The organism is Sphingomonas sp. G5 (genome assembly GCF_052660795.1).
Genome location: NZ_CP109660.1, coordinates 1,061,109 through 1,082,134, shown reverse-complemented (window position 1 = coordinate 1,082,134; position 21,026 = coordinate 1,061,109). Strand labels below are relative to the sequence as shown.

At 70.5% G+C, this 21,026-nt stretch carries 17 protein-coding genes; 4 read left to right on the top strand and 13 right to left on the bottom strand.

Going from position 1 to position 21,026, the window contains the following annotated elements; translation table 11 throughout:
• Positions 1 to 14: 14 nt before the first annotated feature.
• From NE358_RS05210 to NE358_RS05195, 4 genes are all read right to left on the bottom strand, one after another.
• Positions 15 to 266, bottom strand: coding sequence for a YlxR family protein (locus NE358_RS05210; RefSeq protein ID WP_289942108.1), 252 nt, complete (start codon positions 264 to 266; stop codon positions 15 to 17).
• A gap of 34 nt (positions 267 to 300) precedes the next feature.
• The gene (nusA, locus tag NE358_RS05205; protein ID WP_103210323.1) at positions 301 to 1,290 is read right to left on the bottom strand and encodes a transcription termination factor NusA; all 990 of its coding nucleotides are present in this window, start codon (positions 1,288 to 1,290) and stop codon (positions 301 to 303) included.
• A gap of 262 nt (positions 1,291 to 1,552) precedes the next feature.
• Positions 1,553 to 2,173: an HD domain-containing protein gene (locus NE358_RS05200; protein WP_289942105.1), complete on the bottom strand. Its 621-nt coding sequence runs from the start codon at positions 2,171 to 2,173 to the stop codon at positions 1,553 to 1,555.
• 149 nt (positions 2,174 to 2,322) lie between these two features.
• Complete coding sequence (locus NE358_RS05195; RefSeq protein WP_289942101.1) at positions 2,323 to 4,818, bottom strand: glycogen/starch/alpha-glucan phosphorylase; 2,496 nt, start codon at positions 4,816 to 4,818, stop codon at positions 2,323 to 2,325.
• A gap of 177 nt (positions 4,819 to 4,995) precedes the next feature.
• Here NE358_RS05195 and NE358_RS05190 point away from each other — a divergent pair, with 177 nt between their 5' ends.
• Together NE358_RS05190 and NE358_RS05185 are read left to right on the top strand one after the other, a co-directional pair.
• The gene (locus NE358_RS05190) at positions 4,996 to 5,322 is read left to right on the top strand and encodes a DUF1206 domain-containing protein (protein ID WP_289942098.1); all 327 of its coding nucleotides are present in this window, start codon (positions 4,996 to 4,998) and stop codon (positions 5,320 to 5,322) included.
• Between the two features lie 3 nt (positions 5,323 to 5,325).
• Positions 5,326 to 5,805: a DUF1206 domain-containing protein gene (locus NE358_RS05185; RefSeq protein WP_353853285.1), complete on the top strand. Its 480-nt coding sequence runs from the start codon at positions 5,326 to 5,328 to the stop codon at positions 5,803 to 5,805.
• Between the two features lie 8 nt (positions 5,806 to 5,813).
• Here the strand turns inward: NE358_RS05185 and NE358_RS05180 are convergent, their stop codons facing one another.
• From NE358_RS05180 to ispG, 8 genes are all read right to left on the bottom strand, one after another.
• Positions 5,814 to 6,635, bottom strand: coding sequence for an aldo/keto reductase (locus NE358_RS05180; RefSeq protein WP_289942097.1), 822 nt, complete (start codon positions 6,633 to 6,635; stop codon positions 5,814 to 5,816).
• A gap of 135 nt (positions 6,636 to 6,770) precedes the next feature.
• Complete coding sequence (locus NE358_RS05175; RefSeq protein WP_289942095.1) at positions 6,771 to 8,567, bottom strand: proline--tRNA ligase; 1,797 nt, start codon at positions 8,565 to 8,567, stop codon at positions 6,771 to 6,773.
• 47 nt (positions 8,568 to 8,614) lie between these two features.
• Positions 8,615 to 9,733: a hypothetical protein gene (locus NE358_RS05170; protein WP_289942093.1), complete on the bottom strand. Its 1,119-nt coding sequence runs from the start codon at positions 9,731 to 9,733 to the stop codon at positions 8,615 to 8,617.
• Positions 9,730 to 10,236: an RNA polymerase sigma factor gene (locus tag NE358_RS05165; protein WP_289942091.1), complete on the bottom strand. Its 507-nt coding sequence runs from the start codon at positions 10,234 to 10,236 to the stop codon at positions 9,730 to 9,732. The genes NE358_RS05170 and NE358_RS05165 overlap by 4 nt, the downstream gene beginning before the upstream one ends.
• 144 nt (positions 10,237 to 10,380) lie before the next feature.
• Entirely contained in the window at positions 10,381 to 11,565 is a 1,185-nt protein-coding gene (locus NE358_RS05160; RefSeq protein WP_289942089.1) for a benzoate/H(+) symporter BenE family transporter, read from the bottom strand.
• Between the two features lie 87 nt (positions 11,566 to 11,652).
• Positions 11,653 to 12,582 carry a L,D-transpeptidase gene (locus tag NE358_RS05155; RefSeq protein WP_141375561.1) on the bottom strand — a complete coding sequence of 310 codons (930 nt, stop codon included), beginning with the start codon at positions 12,580 to 12,582 and terminating at the stop codon, positions 11,653 to 11,655.
• The gene (locus NE358_RS05150; protein ID WP_220340828.1) at positions 12,579 to 14,327 is read right to left on the bottom strand and encodes a phosphatase PAP2 family protein; all 1,749 of its coding nucleotides are present in this window, start codon (positions 14,325 to 14,327) and stop codon (positions 12,579 to 12,581) included. Before NE358_RS05150 ends, NE358_RS05155 begins: the two co-directional genes overlap by 4 nt.
• Positions 14,328 to 14,541: 214 nt before the next feature.
• Positions 14,542 to 15,693: a flavodoxin-dependent (E)-4-hydroxy-3-methylbut-2-enyl-diphosphate synthase gene (gene ispG, locus NE358_RS05145; RefSeq protein WP_499318350.1), complete on the bottom strand. Its 1,152-nt coding sequence runs from the start codon at positions 15,691 to 15,693 to the stop codon at positions 14,542 to 14,544.
• Positions 15,694 to 15,914: 221 nt separating this feature from the next.
• Between ispG and NE358_RS05140 the strand changes: the two genes are divergently transcribed.
• A complete protein-coding gene (locus NE358_RS05140; RefSeq protein ID WP_289942083.1) occupies positions 15,915 to 17,894 on the top strand; it encodes a chorismate-binding protein in 1,980 nt (659 codons plus the stop codon).
• Positions 17,895 to 17,954: 60 nt separating this feature from the next.
• Here NE358_RS05140 and NE358_RS05135 read toward each other — a convergent pair whose 3' ends face one another.
• Entirely contained in the window at positions 17,955 to 19,271 is a 1,317-nt protein-coding gene (locus NE358_RS05135; RefSeq protein WP_103210300.1) for a M50 family metallopeptidase, read from the bottom strand.
• A gap of 87 nt (positions 19,272 to 19,358) precedes the next feature.
• On the opposite strand from NE358_RS05135, the gene NE358_RS05130 reads away from it, so the two are divergent.
• A complete protein-coding gene (locus NE358_RS05130) occupies positions 19,359 to 21,023 on the top strand; it encodes a Mur ligase family protein (protein ID WP_116238872.1) in 1,665 nt (554 codons plus the stop codon).
• Positions 21,024 to 21,026 lie beyond the last annotated feature (3 nt).

The window sequence follows — 21,026 nt, the reverse complement described above, 5'->3', positions numbered from 1 at the left end:
GTGTCCATAGCCGTTCAGCCTTTTCGCTGGTGGTGTGATTCGAAGGTCTGCGTGTCAAGCGGGCCTGACACACGCAATGCTCGTACGAAGGCGCGGCGTGCAAGCGCTTTGCTCACACACGCGTCCGTCTCGTGCACCCACGCGCCCCGACCGGGAAGAACCGCTTGCTCGTCTGCGACGAGGACGGATCCGTCCGCGACCACACGCAGAAGCGAGGATCGGGGGGCACGTGCGCGGCATCCGACGCACGTTCGTACGGCTTCCATCCTACACCTCGCGATCGTGGGGACGATCGGACGTTCAGTTGTCTTCGAGGATGCTGTCGGGCTGGATGTCGATCTTCGCGCCGGTCAGCTTGGCGGCCAGACGAGCGTTCTGACCCTCTTTGCCGATCGCCAGCGACAGCTGGTAGTCCGGCACGAGCGCGCGGACGGCCTTGGTCGTGGCATCCAGGACGAACGACGAGGTGACCTTCGCCGGCGAGAGGGCGTTCGCGACGAAACGCGGCAGCTCGGCGTCGTAGTCGATGATGTCGATCTTCTCGCCCGAGAGCTCTTCGGTCACAGCGCGCACGCGGCGGCCGAGCTCGCCGATGCAGGCGCCCTTGGCGTTGACCGTCGGGTCAGTCGCCTGGACGGCGATCTTGGAGCGGTGGCCGGCCTCGCGAGCGAGCGAGACGATCTCGACCAGGCCCGCGGCGATCTCGGGGACCTCGAGCGCGAAGAGCTTGCGGACCAGACCCGGATGGGTGCGCGAGACGGTGATCTGCGGACCCTTGTTGCCCTTGGAGACGCTGGTGACGTAGACGCGCAGGCGCGAGCCGTGCGCATAGGTCTCGCCGGGCACCTGCTCCTCGGGCGGGAGGATGGCCTCGACGGTGCCGAGGTCGACGTGCACCATGCGCGGGTTGGGGCCCTGCTGGACGACGCCGGCGACGATGTCGCCCTCTTTGCCGCGGAACTCCCCCAGCACGGCGTCGTCGGCGATGTCTCGCAGACGCTGGCTGATGACCTGCTTGGCGGCGAAGGCGGCGATGCGACCGAAGTCGTCGGGGGCCTGCTCCTCCTCGCCGATGATCGCGCCCTCGTCGTCGGTGACGGGGGTGAAGATGCCGACGTGACCGGTCTTGCGGTCGAGGGTGGCGCGAGCCCCCGCGGGGATCTCACCGGTCGGCGAGATGTGCTTCGCGTAGGCGGTCAGGATCGCCTGCTCGATGATGCGCGCGAGTTCGTCGAAGGGGATCTCCTTCTCGCGTTCGATCGTCTTCAGTAGTGCGAGATCGATGTCCACAAGGCCCTCCGTTGTTCAGCTTTCGTCGGCACGACCGGCGCCGACAACCCTCCTACGATACCCGGGATACCACGCCCGTCGCGACCCGAGCACGACCGGCGACCCACGTCTACAGGCGTTTCCCGGGTGCCGCACGAATCAGCCACACGCAGGGCGCAGCGTCTCCGGGGCGCGGGACCGCGCGAAACTCCGGAGAGATGAGGGCCGGACCGGCCGCGATCCGCGGGAACAGGCCGTCACTCGGGCGGTCGCGCTCGGATTCTCAGGAGTTCGGCTCCGCCGCGACCCGCTCGAGCGGGTGGGCGGCGAGCTTGTCCACCACTCCCCCGTCGACCAGCCGCCGGGCTGTGGTGTCGGGCTTTCGCGCGGCCTGATCCATGACGCACGCGCCGAACTCGGCCGCGAGCGTCCCGCGCGGATATGCGGCCAGCACCTCGCGCACGAAGTCGGCGGGCAGCGCATCCGGGCGCGCGCCGGTGATGTCGAGCGCCGTCGCCGTCTCGAGCAGGTAGCCTTCGGCATCCAGATCGGGGTCGACGCTCGGCCAGTTGTGCCGCACGATCACGTCGAGGACGCGTTCGCGCCGGTCCCGGGGCCAGCCCGCACCGGCCGTGAGAGCGATGCCCACGTGACCGCCGGCGTGCTCGTACGACAGCGTGTGGTTGTCGAACTCGGTCACGGTGCCGATGTCGTGCAGGACGGCGGCGACGTACAGCAGCTCGTGGTCGACCGCGACGATGCCGTCGACCACTGCGAAGGCCTCGGCCCACAGCCACGAGCGCAGGGCATGCGCGGTGAACGCCGGCGACTGGTACTCCCGCGCCAGGGCGAGGGCGCCGCGCGCGGCGCGGGTGTCGGGCACGGGGAAGTCGGCGAGCTGCATGGGGCCTCCGGGATCGGGTCCCCTCACCCTCGCAGAGTCGTGGTCCGCGGGGCAGCGCCGCGACGGTCATCCGCCGTCGTCTTGCTGCCAGGCGCTTCCGGATGCCGCGACCTCGGCGCGCGCCCGGGTCGCGGCATCCGGAAACCGCGTCAGCTCACCGGGGTGGCGTGCCAGATGCGCTCCAGGTAGTCGCGCATGGCGCGGTCCGACGAGAAGTACCCGCTGCGCGCGACGTTGAGGATGGCCGCGCGTACCCACCCGTCCTGATCCGCGTAGGCGGCGTCGACGCGATCCTGCGCGTCGAGGTACGACGAGAAGTCGGCGAGCGCCATGAACCGGTCTTCGTACAGCAGGTTCGACACGAGCGGTTCGAACACGGTGCGGTCGCCGCCCGAGAAGGCGCCCGCGGCGATGAGGTCGATGGCGCTCCGCAGCCGTTCGTCCTTCTGGTAGAAGTCGGCGGGGCGGTAGCCCTCGGCCCACAGGGCCTCGACCTCGGGCTCGCTCATTCCGAAGAGGAAGAAGTTGTCGTCGCCGACGAGCTTGCGGATCTCGACGTTGGCTCCATCGTCGGTGCCGATCGTGAGCGCGCCGTTCAAGGCGAGCTTCATGTTGCCCGTGCCCGACGCCTCCTTGCCGGCGAGCGAGATCTGCTCCGACAGGTCGGCGGCGGGGATGATGCTCTCGGCGAGCGTGACGTTGTAGTTCGCCGGGTAGAGCACCTTGAGCTTGCCCTGCACGCGCTCGTCGGCGCTCACCACCTCGCCGACGGCGTTGATGAGGTGGATGATGCGCTTGGCCATGCCGTAGCCGGGGGCGGCCTTGGCGCCGAAGAGGAACGTCCGCGCCTGCACATCGGCGACGTCCAGACGACCCGACACGATGCCCTCGTAGGTGCTGACGATATGCAACACCTTCAGCGTCTGTCGCTTGTACTCGTGCAGGCGCTTGATCATGACGTCGAGCATGTGACCGTCGTCGAGGGCGTCCTCCCCGCGGGCTTCGAGCACGCGGCTCAGGCGACGCTTGTTCGACACCTTCACCGCCGCGAAGCGCTCCCGGAAGTCCGCGTCGTCGGCCAGGGCCTCGAGGCCGCGGAGGCGCTCGAGGTCGACGGTCCACCCGGCGCCCAGGGCCTCGGTGATGAGCGCAGACAGATCGGGGTTCGCCAGGCGCAGGAAGCGGCGGGGCGTGACGCCGTTGGTGACGTTGGTGAACTTGTCCGGCCACATCGCGGCGAAATCCTTGAGCACGTTGTCGCGCAGCAGCTGCGAGTGCAGCTCGGCGACGCCGTTGACCTTGGAACCCGCCACCGTGGCGAGGTAGGCCATGCGCACGGAGCGGTAGGGGTGCTCACCGATGATCGACATGTTGCGGATGAGCATCTCGTCGTCGCCGAAGCGCTCGCGCACCTCGAGCAGGAACTCGTCGTTGATGCGATAGATGATCTCGAGATGGCGAGGGAGCAGGCGGCCGAGCAGGTCGACCGACCAGACCTCCAGCGCCTCGGGCAGCAGCGTGTGGCACGTGTACGCGAAGCACTTCTGGGTGATGGCCCAGGCGGCATCCCACTCGAGCTTCTTCTCGTCGACCAGCACGCGCATGAGCTCGGGCACGCCGATGACCGGGTGGGTGTCGTTGAGCTGGAAGATTACGCGCTCGGGGAGCTGCTCGAGGTCGAAGTCGCCGGGCAGGACGTTCTCGATGAAGTCGGCGATGGATGCCGCGACGAAGAAGTACTGCTGCTGCAGGCGCAGTTCTTTACCCTGGGGCGTGGAGTCCTCTGGATAGAGCACCTTCGAGATGTTCTCGGCGAAGGTCTGCGCGCGCACCGACTGGACGTAATCGCCGGAGTTGAAGGTGTGCAGATCGAACGCGTTGGTGGCGACCGCTCGCCACAGGCGGAGGGTGTTGACGCGGCCGTTGTGGTAGCCGGGGACCATCATGTTGTACGGCACCGCGAGCACGTTCCACTCGGGCACCCAGCGGGTGCGTTCGACGCCGTCGTCGTCGTAGGTCTCGGTGGTGCCGGCGAACGAGATGGTCTGCGCGGCCTCGGGGTGGGCGAAGTCCCACGGCGAGCCCATGCGCAGCCACGCGTCGGGCTGCTCGATCTGCTGACCGTCGGCGAACGCCTGACGGAAGATGCCGTACTCGTAACGGATGCCGTAGCCGATCGTGGGCACGCTCATCGTCGCGAGAGAGTCGATGAAGCAGGCGGCGAGGCGCCCGAGCCCACCGTTGCCGAGACCGGGTTCGATCTCGACCTGACGCAGGTCGTCGATGTCGATGCCGCACTGCGCGAGGGCCTCGGTCGCGATGTCGGTCAGACGCGCCGCGAGCAGGTTGTTGTCGAGCTGTCGGCCCAGCAGATACTCGGCCGAGAGGTAGCAGACGGTCTTCGCCTGCTGCGTCTTCTGCTGTGCCCGGTCGTCGAACCAGCGCGCCATCAGGTAGTCGCGCACCGTGTAGGCGAGGGCGAGGTACTGATCGTTGACGTCGGAGGTCGACAGGGTCACGCCCTGGTCGAAGTTGAGGTTCTGCAGGAACTGTTTCGCGAAGCCGTCGACGGATGCCGCGGGGGCGACGACGGGCGCGATGGCGAGCGGGTGCGTGGGGCGCAGCTCAGAGGTGTTCTCGGGCATGTTCCGACCGTAGACAGGTGCGCCCCGCACTGCCAAGGCGGCAACCGCAACGACACAGGATCTTCACCCGTTCGCCGCACGGGATCTTCCGCACAGCGGCGGCGGATGACCGGATGCCGACACCCCCGTTGCGCGGTCGGATTGTCGCCCGTGTGGGAATGGGCATACGGTTCCGGGATGCCGTCCTCCGCCCGCACCGCCGCCCGTGAGGTCGGAGCGAACCCCACTTTCCGGGTCGCTGCGCGAGCGGGTTATGCCGCCAACGGCATCCTGCACCTGCTCATCGGCGGACTCGTGATCGCGGTCGGCTTCGGCGCGAAGGAGGACAGCGACCAGACGGGGGCGTTCCGAGCGCTCGCCGCGGCGCCGCTCGGAGCAGCGGCGCTCTGGGCCCTCGCGGTCGGGCTCGTCGCGCTGGGCGCGTGGCACCTGCTGCAGGCGTTCGCACCGCGGCGCCTCACGCTGTGGAGCCGCATCGGGCGGGTCGTCACCGAAGCGCCGTAGGGCCTGATCTTCGTCGCGATCGGCCTCGTGTCGGCATCGGTCGCCCTGGGCGCCCGCCCGCGCGCCGAGCAGGCCGCGGAGAGCCTCAGCGAAGGCGTGCTGTCGTGGTCCATCGGCGGGTTCGTGCTCGGGGCGGTTGGCCTCGCGGTCGCCGGTGTCGGATTCGGGTTCGTCTGGATGGGGATGCGACGGTCGTTCCACGCGAAGGTGCGCACGCCCGACGGCTCCGCGGGTTTCGCGCTCACCGCACTCGGGGTCGTCGGCTTCGCGCCCAAGGGCGTCGCGCTGGTCATCGTGGGCGTGCTCGTGGTCGTCGCCGCGGTCACCGTCGAACCCGACACGGCGGGCGGTCTCGACGGCGCGACCTCCGCGCTCGTCGCGCTGCCCGCGGGACCGGTACTCGCGTCACTGGTCGGGCTGGGATTTCTCGCCTACGGTGTGTTCACCGTGTTCCGCGCCCGCTACGCCCGTCTCGACGCCTGACCCGCGTCTCAGTCGAGGTCGGGGTTCCGACCGGTCCGCTCCCCCGTGTCGAGGGTCGCGATCGCCTCATGGTCGTCGGCGTCGAGCGCGAAGTCGAAGACGTCGCCGTTCTCGCGGATGCGGTCGAGCGACACCGACTTGGGGAACACCACGAGCCCACGATCGAGGTGCCAGCGCACGACGACCTGGGCCGGGGTCTTGCCGTGCTTTTCGGCGATCCGGGCGAGCAGGGGTTCGTCGAGCAGACCTCCACGCGCGAGCGGTGCCCACGACTCGGTGACGATCTCGTGGGCGGCGTGCCAGTCGACGAGCGCGTCCTGCGGGAACCGCGGGTGCAGCTCGACCTGGTTCACGGCGGGGAGGACACCCGTCTCCTCGCGCAGACGCTCGAGGTGCGGCACGGAGAAGTTGCTGACGCCGATCGAGGTGGCGCGCCCCTCCTCCTGCAAGCGCTGCAGGGCCCGCCAGGTGTCGACGTAGCGATCGGCGCTGGGGATGGGCCAGTGGATGAGGTACAGGTCGACGCGGTCGAGGCCGAGCTTCGCCGCACTGGCGTCGAAGGCGCGCAGCGTTTCGTCGAACCCCTGGTCGTCGTTCCAGACCTTGGTGGTGACGAAGACCTCGTCGCGCTCCAGGCCCGAGGCGCGCAGGCCCTCGCCCACCTCGACTTCGTTGCCGTACAGTGCGGCTGTGTCGATGTGCCGATAGCCGGCGGCGAGGGCTCCGGCGACGAGGTCGGTGGTGACCTCCGCCGGCACCTTGTAGGTGCCGACTCCCAGTTGGGGAATCGTCGAGCCGTCGGACAGGGGCAGGCGGGGAGCCGAGATCATGGCATCCACGCTACCGATGCCAACGTCGCGCGAGTGCCCTCCAGACGCCGCGAGACGGCATCTCGCTGAGAAGACGACTGCAGGTTGCAACCGACATGTCAACGAGATGCAGCCTCGCGGTGGGGAGGCAGGGGGTCAGCGCGTCAGCGCGGCCACGGCGTCGTCGACCGACACCGTCTCGCGCTCACCCGTGCGGCGGTCCCACAGTTCGACCTGACCCTCGGCCGCTCCGCGGCCGACGATGAGGATGCGCGGGATGCCGACGAGCTCGGCGTCGCCGAACTTCACGCCGGGCGAGACCTTCGGGCGGTCGTCGTACAGCACGTCGAGGCCGGCGGACTCGAGCTGCTCCGAGACGGAGGCCGCGAGCTCGAACGCCACGGCGTCGCGGCCGGTGGCCACCACGTGCACGTCGAACGGAGCGACCGACGAGGGCCAGATGAGCCCCTTGGCGTCGTTGTTGAGCTCGGCGATGATCGCGAGGATGCGGGTGACGCCGATGCCGTACGACCCCATGGTGACGGTGGCGAGCTTGCCGTTCTCGTCGAGCACCTTCAGGCCCAGGGCCTCGGCGTACTTGCGACCGAGCTGGAAGACGTGGCCGATCTCCATGCCGCGCGCGAGCTCCACGGGGCCGGAGCTGTCGGGGGCGGGGTCGCCCTCACGCACGGTCGAGACCTCGACGAAGCCGTCGCCGACGAAGTCTCGGCCCGCGACGAGGGAGTGCACGTGCTTCTGGTCGATGTTGGCGCCGGTGATCCACGCGGTGCCGTCGACCACGCGGGGGTCGAGGTAGTACCGGATCTTCGTCGCCGACTCCTCGCCCAGCACCGCACCGGTGGGCGACCAGGGGCCGATGTAGCCCTTGACCAGCAGCGGGTTCTTCGCGAAGTCCGCTTCGGTGGCGGCCTCGACCTCGGCCGGGGCGAAGGCGACCTCGACGCGCTTGTCGTCGACGTCGCGGTCGCCGGGCAGGCCCACGACGACGAGCTCGCGCGTGCCGTCGAGGTGCGTGAGGGCGAGCACGACGTTCTTCAGCGTGTGCGCCGCGGTCCAGGCGGTCGCCTCGGCCGTCGCGGGACCGGCGATGCCGCGGGCCGGGGCGTCGAGGTGCGCGTTCGAGTGATCGACGAGGGTGGCGATCGTGGGCGTGTTCGGCGAGTCGAAGACGACCGGCTCGGACTGGCCTTCGAGGGGGAGCGCATCGGGGACGACCGTGGTGAACGCCTCGACGTTGGCCGCGTAACCGCCGGCCGAGCGCACGAAGGTGTCCTCGCCGATCGGCGTCGGGTGCAGGAACTCCTCCGACTTCGAGCCGCCCATCGCCCCCGCATCGGCGGCCACGATGACGTACTCGAGGCCCAGGCGGGTGAAGATGCGCTCGTACGCGTCGCGCTGAGCCTGGTACGAGGCGTCGAGTCCGGCATCCGTCGCGTCGAACGAGTACGCGTCCTTCATGGTGAACTCGCGTCCGCGCAGGAGGCCCGCGCGGGGACGCGCCTCGTCGCGGTACTTGTCCTGGATCTGGTAGATCGTCAGCGGTAGGTCCTTGTACGACGAGTACAGGTCCTTCACCAGCAGGGTGAACATCTCCTCGTGCGTCGGCGCGAGCAGGTAGTCGGCACCCTTGCGGTCCTGCAGACGGAACAGCGCGTCGCCGTACTCCTCCCAGCGGCCGGTGACCTCGAAGGGCTCACGCGGCAGCAGCGCCGGGAAGTGCACCTCGAAGGCACCCGCGTTCGCCATCTCTTCGCGGACGATCGCCTCGATCTTGGCCTTGACCCTCAGGCCGAGCGGCAGCCACGCGAAGACGCCCGGGGCGTTGCGACGGATGTAGCCGGCGCGCACGAGCAGACGGTGGCTCGTGACCTCGGCATCCGAGGGATCTTCGCGAAGCGTGCGGAGGAAATAGTTCGACAGACGGGTGACCACGAGAGACGAGTCTAGGGCGCGGGGGTGGGAGGGGCGGATGCCGGGGTTCACTCGAACGCGCCGATGATGGCGGCGACGAGGTCGCTCATCTGATCCTCCGTGAGATCCGTGCCCACCGCCTCGACGATCCCCCCGCCGGCGTCCGCGCGCAGCCGCCCGCCGACCCCGTTCACGGGTGGTATCCACCACGCTGCCCGGGCGCCCTCTACGTGGATGGGACTGCCGCCGAACCGCTCTACCTCGCTCGCATCCGATTGCGCGCCGGCGGCGATGCTGAGCCGCAGGGTGAAATAGTCGGGGGCGTCGTAAGCAGGAGGCGCCACCGAACACCAGGCGGCGGCGCCGCGCGCGGTGAGAACGTCCCACTCTTGGCCCTGCGGCACGTCATCGGTTCCGACAGGTTCGAGGCCAGAACGCCCGAGGGTCCGCTCGACGGCACTCCGGAGTCGATTATCGCAGTCATCGAGACGCCACGCGCTCGCTGGAAGCGCCCGCTCGGTCCCCGGGGACGCAGCCGCTCGCGGTCCCACCGCCGCCACCGCATCCATCGCCACGGTGGCGCTACTCGCGTTCGCCGAGACCCACGCGTCGCCGAAGCGCTCCGAATAGTCGCACGGATCGCCCTCACACCCCGGAGCGACGCCGGCCTTCGCGCGGACGGTGTCCGGCACGACGGAATACGGAAGGACGGTGACGCTCACCGACTGCCACCCCGTCGGGTCCTGCGTCCGCCAGTGGCACGAGACACCGCCCAGCGATCGCGCGTCCCAGACGGAGAGCCCCTCCCACAGATTCATCGGAACGCCGACCACCGAAGAGGCCGCACTTTCGTCGAGCACTGCTGAACAGTCGCCGTCGAAGGCGAGGACGGGCAACGTGGGGCGGGAGGTGGGAGTCTGCGTCGGCGTCGGCGTCAAGGTCGGCGTCGGCACAGGCACGGGCGCCGCCGTCACAGTCGGACTCGGCGACGGCGTCGTCGCGATCTCGGGCGCGCTGAGCGTCGAGGTCACCGCCACTCCCCCGGCGATCGCGACCACCATCGCCGCGGCCACGGAGCCCGCGATCCACGCGTTGCGGTGCGCCCCGACGGGCTTGATGTCGTGGGCGCCGCCCACGATGCGGGCGCGCAGGGCCGCGCGCTCGGAGGGCGTCAGTTCGTCGTTCATGCCCGTGCCCCTTCCAGCGCGAGCTCGTCGCGCAATTTCGCTTTGGCGCGGGCGAGCCGCGATTTGACCGTTCCGGCCGGGATGCCGAGGGCTTGAGCGATCTCGCGCTCGGCATATCCCTCGAGCACCGACAGCACCACCACCGCCTGCTCACGTTCGGGCAGACGCTTCAGCGCCGAGAGCACCCCGCTGTCGTCCGGCGCGTCGGTCGACACGTGCTCGGCGACGGGGGCCCGGTCCAGCAGGGCGCGATAGCGCCTGCTCGACCGCTCCAGGTTCCGGGCACTGTGCGCCACCGTCGTCAGCAGCCACGGCAGCGGAGACCCATCGACCAGACGCACCGAGGCGCGTTTGCGCCACAGCTCGAAGAAGGCCACGGTCACGGCATCCTTCGCATCCTCCCGATGGGTCAGCAGCCGAGTCGCATGGCGGAACAGCCGCGTCTCGTGCCGATCGAACAGCGCGGCGAGCGCGAGCTCGTGCCTTGGCGTACCCGGTCCCACAGCCCGGCGTCGTCTTCATCCACACTCGGTAATGTCCGCGGGGGCGCCATCGGTTCCCTTTCCGGCGACGAGATCGATAACGAAACGGTGACGGTCCACAAGGTTCGTGCCGTACGGCGACGCGACCGTCGTCAGGCTGGGGGCTCAGGCCGCCCGGCGGCCCACGTGCAGCACCGCGCGCACCACGAGCCCCGCGACCAGGGCCCAGAACGCCGCGCTCACCCCGAACACCGCGATCCCGGACGCCGCGACGAGGAACGTGACCACCGCGGGCACCCGCTCGCCGGGGTCGTCGATCGCCTGCTGGATCGCCGAACCGAAGGCGCCGAACAGCGCCACACCCGCGACCGCCGGGATGACGCCCGCCGGCGCCAGCAGCACGATGGCCGCGAACGCCGCCGACAGGGCGCCGAGGACGAGATAGGTGCCCCCGGCCGACACCCCCGCGACCCACCGCTTCTTCGGGTCGGGGTGCGAGTCGGGGCCGGCCGCGATCGCCGCGCTGATCGCGCCGAGGTTCATCGCGTGGCCGCCGAACCCGGCCGCGGCAGCCGAGCCGAGACCGGTGACGAGCATCGCGGGGCGCCACGGGATCGTGTAGCCCAGGCTGCGCATCACCGCGACTCCGGGCACGTTCTGCGATGCCATCGTCACCACGAACAGCGGCACCGCGATGCCCACGACCGCACCGACCGTGAGAGAGGGAGCCGTGAACTCCAGGCGCGGCATCAGGGTCGCGGCATCCGCGTCCACTCCCGTTCGGGCCAGCTCCACCGCGACCACCGCGATCGCCGCGACGAAGGCGAGCGGCACAGCCCAGCGGGGAAGAAACCGGGATGCCACGAGCCACACGAGCAGCACGGGTGCCACACCCCAGGGGTCGTTCACGAGACCGACGAACGGCGCCACACACAGCGGCAGCAGGACACCGGCGAGCATCGCCTGCGCGATCGAGGCCGGGATCCGCGCGATGAGGGCGCCGAGCGGGGGGAACAGCGCCGTGCAGAGGATCAACGCGGCGGAGACGAGGAAGCCGCCGACCACCGCCGGCCACCCGCCGTCGACGGCACCGGTGGCCGCCAGAAGCGCGACGCCGGGGGTCGACCAGGCGACGGTGATCGGAATGCGGTAGCGCCCGGCGAGAACGATGCAGCCGATGCCGACGACGAGGGTGATCGCGAGCAGGCCACTGGCCGCTTGAGCGGGAGTCGCCCCCACGGCACGCAGGCCCGTGAGCACGACGGCGAAGGTGCTGGTGAACCCGACGAGGGCGGTGACGACCCCGGCGACCAGCGGGCGGGCGTGGGAGGGCGGCGAGGTGTCGGCCATAGGCCCCCGAGGCTACCGGATGCCCAGAGGCGCCCCGTGCCCGGCTGGGCCTGCGCGCTGGGGGTCGTCACCCTTCGGGTGTGGGCGTCAGCGCAGCACCACGAGCGTGCCGAGCGGGAGCGCGGCGAGCGCCGCGACCGCGTCGGCGCCGATCCGCACGCAACCGTGCGAGATCGCCCCGTCGCGCTGGTCCGCGTAGTGGATGCCGATGAGTCCCCCGTCGTGACCGCCGAAGGGCTCGTCGGCAGCGGCGGAGTGCAACGACGTCAGGTGGATGGGGTGATCACCGGTCCCCTGCGACGGGTCGACGTATCGCGCCTCGAGGTAGCCGATGACGCCGGTCGGCGTGGGCGTGCCGTCGGCACCGACGGCGGCGGGGAACGTAGCCTGCACGGTGCCGTCGAGGGCGACGATCGACACGGACCGCTGCGCCACCGACACCTCGACGCGCGACGTCGGGCCGGTCGTCTTCGCCAGCGACGACAGCGGGGCCCAGGCCGCGGTCTGCGCCGCCGCGGGCTGACCCGCCGGCGCGGCCGACGGGAGCGTGCGGCGGGCGGGCGTCAGCACGAGCGCCCACGGCCCCTCGGTGCGGACCACGACGACGGGGGTGGCCTCGCCCAAGAAGTCGTGCGCGGCCAGACGCGCGACGGGACCGCCGCTGCCACCCGCGCGTCCCGTGTCGTCGGCGTCGCCGAAGAGGGGCAGATCGGATGCCGTCGAGTACACGTCGGCGTGCGCGGGCAGGGCCGTGTCGGCGACGAGGAGCCCTCCGATCACCGCGTCGTAGCGCGCCTCGGGCAACGCCGACAGCGCGCCGGCGTCGACCGCGGGAACCGGACGGGGCGACGCGGCGGTCGCGGGCGTCGGGGACGACGAGGGCGTGGGATCGGCTGCCGGGACCGCGGGGGCGACGGGAGCCAGCGCCCACGCGGCGATCACCGCGACGACGGCCGCAGCCGCCGTCGCGGTGATCGTGATGAGCGCCAGGCGCCGACGAGCGGGGCTCGTCGTCATCCGCTCACCAGGGGCAGGCGCATGCCGGTGACCGTGACCGCGAGCGGTCCCGCGACGACGGCGCCCGTGGCATCCAGGAGCGTGATCGTGTGCGCACCGGCCGGGGTCGAGGCGGGGATCGTGACGGTCGCGGCGAAAGCGCCGTTCGCATCGGCGGTGACGGTCGCGATCGTCACCGGATCGCTGTGCAGCTGCACCGTGAGCTTCTGACCGGCGGCGAATCCCGAGCCCGCGATCTGCAGCTGGCCGCCGGCGGCGACGGTCGTGCCGTTCGGGGCGGTCAGCGCGGGCGTCGTGCCGGTCGGCGCGGGGAGCACCTGGGCCGTGCCGCCGACGCCGAGCACCGAGACGGTGGAGTCGGCGTTGACCTGCACCTTTGCCGACATCGCGGCGGCGAGGTTGAGACGCTGCCACGATCCGTTGCCGCCGGACGTCTGGTCGAGCGGATAGCCCGAGTCGATCTGGGTCTGCGCGAGGATCGACGTGCGCTGCGCGTCGGTCAGCTGCGGGAACGCAGTCAGCAGCAGGTTCGACGCGCCTGCCGGCACGGCCGCCGGCTGACCGGCGGTGCCTGTGCGGGCGAAGCCGTAGGTGAGGCGTTCGGTGTACACCGACACGGCCGAGGCGCGGTCGGTGACCTTCTGCGCCGTTCCGCCGGGCATGGCCTTCCCGCCGTAGGGGTCGTTCTGGTACGGCGCCTCGGCGGCGATGCACGCGGCGAGGGTGCCTCCGCACTGCTGCTGCAGGTACGTCGTCAGCTCCTGGCGGGCGGGCTGTAGCACGCCGGCGCGGTAGGCGTCGTCCGACCAGCGGGCGGCGAGGGCGGCCTCGCCGTCGATGCGGCCTCCGACGATGTCGAGCGGGTAGTGCACACCGAGAACGATGCGGTTGTTGCCGTTCTCGGACGCCCGCGCGAGCACCTCCGGCCCCAGCTCGGGCACGAGGGTCGCGAGGGTGATGCCGGCCTGGTAGGCCGTGGTCGTGTGGCCGGACGGGAACGAGCCACCCTTGCAGATGCCCGGCTGACCGTACGCGGCGTCGAGGGGCACGTCGCTGGGAGAGAACTGGTGCGTGGTGTCGGTGACCGGTGCGACACGGGTGATGAGCAGGTTGCCGTCCGCGTCGGCCCAGGACGTTCCCTGGCGCATGCTCTTCAGCGACGAGGCGTTGTTCACGCTGGGCGCGCACGCGGAGTCGTCGCCCGAGACGGCGGTCGCGTTCGGGTCGGTCTTGACGAAGGGGCGCGCGTAGCTGAACGTGTTCTTGGCCGTGCTCGTGGACACGTAGGCGCCCGACGATCCGTTCGAGCTGTTGATGAGCGCCTGTGTCAGGGGCAGGGCACCCGAGTTGAGACCCTTGACGTAGATCGCGCTGAGCGACGAGCCGAGACCGCCCGAGACGGTGAAGGACTGGTCGTAAGCGGTCTTGGCGCTGTTGTTGTACTCGGAGTCCTGCAGCGCGCGGAACTGCTGCGCGGCGGTGGCGTTGTTGTTGATCCACACCGTCAGCCGGTCGTTGTAGGCCAGCACCGTCGGATTCACCACGGTGCCGCTGAAATCGCCCTTGCCGCTGGGCGTCCAGAAGTCGCGGTAGCCGCTGAGCAGCGTGACGAGATCGGGCTTGGCGCTGTCGCTGGGGTAGCTCGCTGCATTCGCCGAGAGCGGCGCCGCGGCGCCGGTGACGACGAGCGCGCCGGCGATGGCGATGCGCCACGCCGCATGGAGCCTGAGGGTGCGTGATTCCATGAGTGATGTGCCGCGGGGTGCGCGGCGTCTCCTCTCCGACCGTCCGATGGGATCGGCCGCGACGCTCGCCGCGACCGGATCAGACGGTAGGCCTGCTCCGTGAGCACCGGTGATTCGGCCGTCGCCGAGATGTCGAACGGCCGGTGTCACCCAGGTGAACGAATGCTGTGGGGAGGCGATGAGAGCCCGGTAGGCCGGCGACGACGCGCGGGGCTCAGGCCGTGATGACCTGCGCGGTGCCGGTGGCGGCGTCGGGGCCCATTTCGGCGGCGAGGCGGTTGGCCTCGGCGATGAGGGTGGCCACGATCTCGCTCTCGGGCACGGTCTTGACGACCTCTCCCTTGACGAAGATCTGCCCCTTGCCGTTACCGGAAGCCACGCCCAGGTCGGCATCGCGCGCCTCGCCGGGTCCGTTGACGACGCAGCCCATGACGGCGACGCGCAGCGGGACGGTCATGTCCTTCAGCCCCTCGGTGACGTCGTCGGCGAGGGTGTAGACGTCGACCTGCGCGCGGCCGCACGAGGGGCACGAGACGATCTCGAGCTTGCGCTCGCGGAGGTTCAGCGACTGCAGGATCTGATGACCGACCTTGACCTCTTCGGCGGGCGGCGCCGACAGCGAGACGCGGATCGTGTCGCCGATGCCCTCCGAGAGCAGGATGCCGAACGCCGTGGCGCTCTTGATCGTCCCCTGGAACGCGGGGCCCGCCTCGGTGACGCCGAGGTGCAGGGGCCAGTCGCCGCGCTCGGCGAGCAGACGGTAAGCCTTCACCATGACGATCGGGTCGTTGTGCTTGACCGAGATCTTGAAGTCGTGGAAGTCGTGCTCCTCGAACAGCGAGGCCTCCCACACGGCGCTCTCGACGAGCGCTTCGGGGGTGGCCTTGCCGTACTTCTCGAGCAGGCGGCGATCGAGCGATCCGGCGTTGACGCCGATGCGCAGCGAGACGCCGGCGTCTTTCGCGGCCTTGGCGATCGCGCCGACCTGGTCGTCGAACTTGCGGATGTTGCCCGGGTTCACGCGCACCGCGCCGCACCCGGCGTCGATCGCCTGGAAGACGTACTTCGGCTGGAAGTGGATGTCGGCGATGACCGGGATCTGGCTCTTCTTCGCGATGATGTGCAGCACGTCGGCGTCGTCCTGCGACGGCACGGCGACGCGCACGATCTCGCATCCGGATGCCGTGAGCTCGGCGATCTGCTGCAGCGTGGCGTTGATGTTGGTGGTGGGCGTCGTGGTCATCGACTGGACGCTGACGGGAGCGTCGCCACCGACGAGCACCTTGCCGACCCGGATCTGGCGGGTCTTGCGACGGGGCGCGAGGGTCTCCGGCACGCGGGGCATTCCGAGGTTCACAGCAGGCACGGGCTCAGCCTACGCCGCCCTCACCGCACGGCGCCTGAACCGGTGCCGAAAGGCTGCTGTGGTAGGTTCGGCGCCATGCGCGCTCACACATCTTGGTGGCCCACCGTTTAGGCGGTGCGCACGCATGCAACAGACCGCCCTCCCCCTGGGGAATCCGGCGGTCTTCGTGTTTTCGGCGGCCGCGACGGAACCTCGCTCAGCACAGACGGAAAGACATCTCGATGACCGGGCTCGACCCCTCTCCCCTGCTCTCGGACCTCGCCGCAGGTTCCGCCCCCTTCGCCCTCATCGCCCGTGACGGGGCGACCGTCGAGGTCCTCACCGGAGACGTCGTCGACGTCGAGCTCCTCGCCGACATCCCGTTGACGGATGCCGACGGCGTCGCCCGCGAGGTGCTCGCGCTCGTCCCGTACCGACAGGTGCGCGAGCGCGGCTTCGTCTGCCACGACGACGGGGCCCCGCTGCGCTGTCTGGTGATCGGCGACCGCGTGTCCTTGCCGCGGGCCGAGGCCATGGCATCCCTCCCCTCCTCCCCCGTGCCGTTGGCGGACGCCGGCTTCGACATCAGCGACGAGGACTACGCCCGCATCGTGCGCCGCGTGATCGCCGACGAGATCGGCCGCGGCGAGGGGGCGAACTTCGTGATCCGTCGCGACTTCGTCGCCGGCGTCGACGTCGACCCCCGGATCGCCGCTCTGACGTGGTTCCGCGCGCTGCTCGAGCACGAGAAGGGCGCGTACTGGACGTTCGCTGTCGTCACCGACGATCACATCGCGGTGGGCGCGAGCCCCGAGGCGCACGTCAGCGCGAAGGACGGCGTCGTCACGATGAACCCCATCTCGGGAACCTTCCGGCACCCGGCGGGCGGGGCGACGGCCGAAACGCTCGCCGAGTTCCTGCGCTCGACCAAAGAGACCGAGGAGCTCTTCATGGTCGTCGACGAGGAGCTCAAGATGATGAGCGCAGTCTGCAGCGACGGTGGCCGCATCACCGGCCCCCACCTCAAGGAGATGTCGCGCCTCACCCACACCGAGTACATGCTGCGCGGCTCGAGCGACCTCGACCCGCGCGACATCCTCCGTGAGACGATGTTCGCCCCGACGGTCACCGGCTCCCCCATGCAGAACGCGTGCACCGTGATCGCCCGGCACGAGACCGTTCCGCGTGGCTATTACTCCGGCGTCGCGGCCCTCTTCACCCCGAACGGCTCGGTCGAGGGGCCCACGCACGACCTCGACGCGCCGATCCTCATCCGCACGGCCTACCTCGTCGACGGGCGCCTGCGCGTCCCGGTCGGGGCGACGCTCGTGCGCCATTCCGACCCCGACGGCGAGGTGGGCGAGACCCACGGCAAGGCCGCCGGCGTGCTCGGCGCGATCGGCGCGATTCCGCGCGACGTACCGGTTGCCCCCGAGGGGGCGGATGCCGACGCCCCCGCCGCCCCGCGCCGACCGCTCGCCGAGGATCCCGCGATCGCCGAGCTGCTGGCATCCCGCAACGATCGCTTGGCGCCCTTCTGGATGAACCCGCAGGACCCCGACGGGTCGGGCCCTTTCGCGGGCCGCACGGCGCTCGTGGTGGATGCCGAGGACCGCTTCACGACGATGCTCGCGCACCAGCTGCGACACCTGGGCCTCGACACCCGTATCGTGCACTGGTCGCAGGCGTCGAACGACGAGGTCGATGCCGCCGACCTCGTGATCTCGGGCCCCGGCCCCGGTGACCCGCGCGACGACAGCCCGCGCATGTCCGCGATGCGCCGCGTCGTCTCCCGCCGCCTCTTCCGCCACGCTCCGCTTCTCGCGGTCTGCCTGAGCCACCAGATCCTCGCCGACCAGCTCGGCATCGATCTCGCTCCTCTCGCGCAGCCGCACCAGGGCCTGCAGAAGAGCGTCGACGTCTTCGGCGAGGACGCCTCGATCGGGTTCTACAACACGTTCACGGCGCGCGTGGCGCCGGGGACGACCGAGCGCGGGATCGTGGTCGAGTCGATCACCGCGCGCGGGGAGTCGACGGGGGCTCCCCTCCCCGTCCCGGAGGGTCGCATCGAGATCCCGGCCGAGGTCGCGGCCGACCCCGAGACCGGCGACGTCTACGCCCTCCGCGGCCCCGCGTTCGCGAGCGTGCAGGGGCATCTCGAGTCGATCCTGTCGCGCGACGGCATGCGGACTTTGGAGCGTCTGATCGCGCACGCGCTCTGACCGCGGCGGACTACCTACCGGCTCACGCTTCTCCGCGAAAGGGTCGATCCGCCGGCTCGGCTACAGCAACTGCACCGGGTTGACGATGTCGGCGAGGAACAGAACCCCGCCCGTCGCCACCAGCAGGATCACGACGACGAAAGTGACGGGCACGAGCTTCGTGGCATCCACGGGACGGGCGACCGTGCCACGCAGGCGAGCGATCTGACGCTTGATGCCGTCCCACAGCGCCACGACGACGTGACCACCGTCGAGCGGGAGCAGCGGGATGAGGTTGAAGACGAACAGGGCGATGTTCAGGCCGCCGAGCAACGTGATCATGGTCTGCACGCGGTCGAGGATCGGCGCGTCGACGGCGGCGATGTCGCCGGCGAGACGGCCGGCGCCGACCACGCTCATGGGGCTGTTCGCGTCACGCGGCTGACCGTTGAGGGTGTCGACGACGACGTCGTAGATCCGCACGGGGAACTGCGACACGATCTGCGCGACCGAGCCGATGTACTGCCCCGTCGCCTCGAGGCTCGTGCCGATGGGCTGACGCACGAGCGCGCTCTGCGGGCTGATCCCCGCGAATCCGACGGTCTGATACTCGGTCGCGCCGGAGGCGTCGACCACGGGACGGCCGTTCGCGTCGGTGACGGCGCGGTCGGTGGTCGCGGGCGTGAACTGCACGGTGCGCTGCGCGCCGTCGCGATCGATGACGACCGAGAGCTGCTTCCCGGGCGAACGCTGGATGATCGCGGCGGCCTCGGCGAACGTCGAGACGGGAGTGCCGTCGATCGAGACGAATCTGTCACCGGGCTGGATGCCGGCGGCCGCCGCCGGAGCGACGGGATCGGTGGGGGTGCACTCGGTGCGGCCCTCGCTCGCGGGGATGACGCACTGCGAGACCGACGCGACGGTGGTGGTGCCCTGCTGGATGCCGATACCGCTGAGCGCGATCGTGAAGAGCACCACGGCGAGGACGAGGTTCATGACCGGGCCGCCGAGCATGACGATGATCCGCTTGTAGACCGGCAGCTTGTAGAACACCCGGTCGTCGGCGGCGATCAGCGTCTCCGCGTTCGCGTCGCGGGCGTCTTGGACCATCGTCGCGAAGAAGCGCGAGCGCTTCGTGCCGGGCTTGGCGTCCTCGGGCGCAGGCGGGTACATCCCGGCCATCGAGATGAAGCCGCCGAGCGGCAGCACCTTGAGGCCGTACTCCGTCTCGCCGATGCGCTTCGACCAGAGTGTCGGTCCGAAACCGATCATGTACTGGCCGACGCGCACGCCGAAGAGCTTGGCGGGCAGCAGGTGCCCGACCTCGTGCAGCGCGATCGAGACGGCCAGGCCGAGCACGAGCACGATGACGCCGATGAGGAACGCGATCGCAGTCACCCGCCGACGATACCGCCGCACGCCTTTGAACCGCCCGTGCGGCCCCGATGCGGTGTCTGTGCGACGCCGGATGAGAGAATGGATGCGATGTCCTCCGCCGCCCCCTCGAACCTGCCGCCCGTCCTCCGCCCGGAGAACCCGCCGCGCCGCGACCTCGCCGAACTCGCCCGACGCTACGGCGTCCGCACCGTGGGCGACGTCGACCGGACCACCCTCACCGGCCTCACGCTGGCCACCGCCGATCTGCGGGCCGGCGAGGCCTTCGTCGCCATCCGCGGCGTGAACCGGCACGGGGCGGAATTCGCCGCCACCGCCGCCGAGCGTGGCGCCGTCGCGGTCATCACCGACGACGCGGGCGCCGAGATCGCGGGTCCCGCGGGTCTTCCGATCGTCGTCGTGGACGACCCTCGTGCGCTCCTCGGCGACCTGTCGGCGTGGGTGTACGGCACCGGGCCCGACGACACGCTCCCCCAGCTGTTGGCGACAACGGGCACCAACGGCAAGACGAGCGTCTCGCACCTGCTCGAGGGCATCCTCGGTCAGCTCGGGGTCGTCACCGGCCTGTCGTCGACGGCAGAGCGCCACATCGCGGGCGAGGTCATCGTCTCGCGCCTGACCACCCCCGAGGCTTCCGAGTTCCACGCCCTCCTCGCCCTCATGCGCGAGCGCGGCGTGCAGGCCGTCGCGGTCGAGGTGAGCGCGCAGGCGCTCACCCGTCACCGGGTCGATGGCCTCGTCTTCGACGTCGCGGGCTTCACGAACCTCACCCATGACCATCTCGACGACTATGCCGACATGCGCGAGTACTTCGAGGCGAAGCTGCCCCTCTTCCGCCCCGACCGCGCCCGTCGCGGGGTCGTCTGCCTCGACTCGGCCTCCGGCGCCGAGATCGCCGCACGCGCTGAGATCCCCGTCGTGACCATCGCCACCCCGGCGATCAGCGAGAACGCCGCCGCCGCGGCATCCGCCGACTGGACCGTCGACATCGTCGACGAGCGCCAAGAGGGCACCGAGTTCACCCTCAGCGACGGCAAGGGCCGCTCCCTCACCACCGTCGTCCCCGTGATCGGTCGGCACATGGCCGCGAACGCGGGACTGGCGATCGTCATGCTGCTCGAGACCGGCTACACCTGGGAACACCTCTACAGCACCCTCGACGGCTCGCACATCGAGGCATCGCTGCCCGGTCGGACCCAGCTCGTGTCGGGCGCCGCGGGCCCCGCGGTCTACGTCGACTTCGGCCACTCCCCCGACGCGTTTGAGAAGACTCTCGCCGCGGTCCGGCGCGTGACGCCCGGCAAGGTCGTCATGGTGTTCGGCGCCGACGGCGACCGCGACGCCACGAAGCGTCACGACATGGGCCGCACGGCGGTCGAGGGAAGCGACATCCTCGTCGTCACGGATCACCACCCGCGCCACGAGAACCCCGACACCATCCGCGAGGTGCTGGTCGAGGGCGCACGGCGCGCTCGACCCGACGCCGAGATCCTGGAGTTCACCCCGCCGGAGCGCGCGATCCTCGAGGCCGTGAAGCTCGTCGGAGAGGGCGACGCGATCCTGTGGGCCGGCCCCGGCCACCAGGACTACCGCGACATCCGCGGCGTGCGCACCCCGTATTCGGCGCGCGAACTGTCGCGCCGCGCGCTACGTGCTGCAGGATGGCCCGTACCCGACCCGCAGTGGCCGGTTCCGTACCCCGTCGACAGCACCCCGTCGTCCGACCCGGAGCGCCCGGTCGACTTCCCGGCCTGAACC

Bases quoted from the DNA above. Each gene is read 5' to 3' on its own strand.
- NE358_RS05210 (WP_289942108.1), bottom strand. From the start codon at position 266: ATGGAAGCCGTACGAACGTGCGTCGGATGCCGCGCACGTGCCCCCCGA.
- NE358_RS05200 (WP_289942105.1), bottom strand. From the start codon at position 2,173: ATGCAGCTCGCCGACTTCCCCGTGCCCGACACCCGCGCCGCGCGCGGC.
- NE358_RS05195 (WP_289942101.1), bottom strand. From the start codon at position 4,818: ATGCCCGAGAACACCTCTGAGCTGCGCCCCACGCACCCGCTCGCCATC.
- NE358_RS05190 (WP_289942098.1), top strand. From the start codon at position 4,996: ATGCCGTCCTCCGCCCGCACCGCCGCCCGTGAGGTCGGAGCGAACCCC.
- NE358_RS05180 (WP_289942097.1), bottom strand. From the start codon at position 6,635: ATGATCTCGGCTCCCCGCCTGCCCCTGTCCGACGGCTCGACGATTCCC.
- NE358_RS05170 (WP_289942093.1), bottom strand. From the start codon at position 9,733: ATGAACGACGAACTGACGCCCTCCGAGCGCGCGGCCCTGCGCGCCCGC.
- NE358_RS05160 (WP_289942089.1), bottom strand. From the start codon at position 11,565: ATGGCCGACACCTCGCCGCCCTCCCACGCCCGCCCGCTGGTCGCCGGG.
- NE358_RS05155 (WP_141375561.1), bottom strand. From the start codon at position 12,582: ATGACGACGAGCCCCGCTCGTCGGCGCCTGGCGCTCATCACGATCACC.
- NE358_RS05150 (WP_220340828.1), bottom strand. From the start codon at position 14,327: ATGGAATCACGCACCCTCAGGCTCCATGCGGCGTGGCGCATCGCCATC.
- NE358_RS05140 (WP_289942083.1), top strand. From the start codon at position 15,915: ATGACCGGGCTCGACCCCTCTCCCCTGCTCTCGGACCTCGCCGCAGGT.
- NE358_RS05130 (WP_116238872.1), top strand. From the start codon at position 19,359: ATGTCCTCCGCCGCCCCCTCGAACCTGCCGCCCGTCCTCCGCCCGGAG.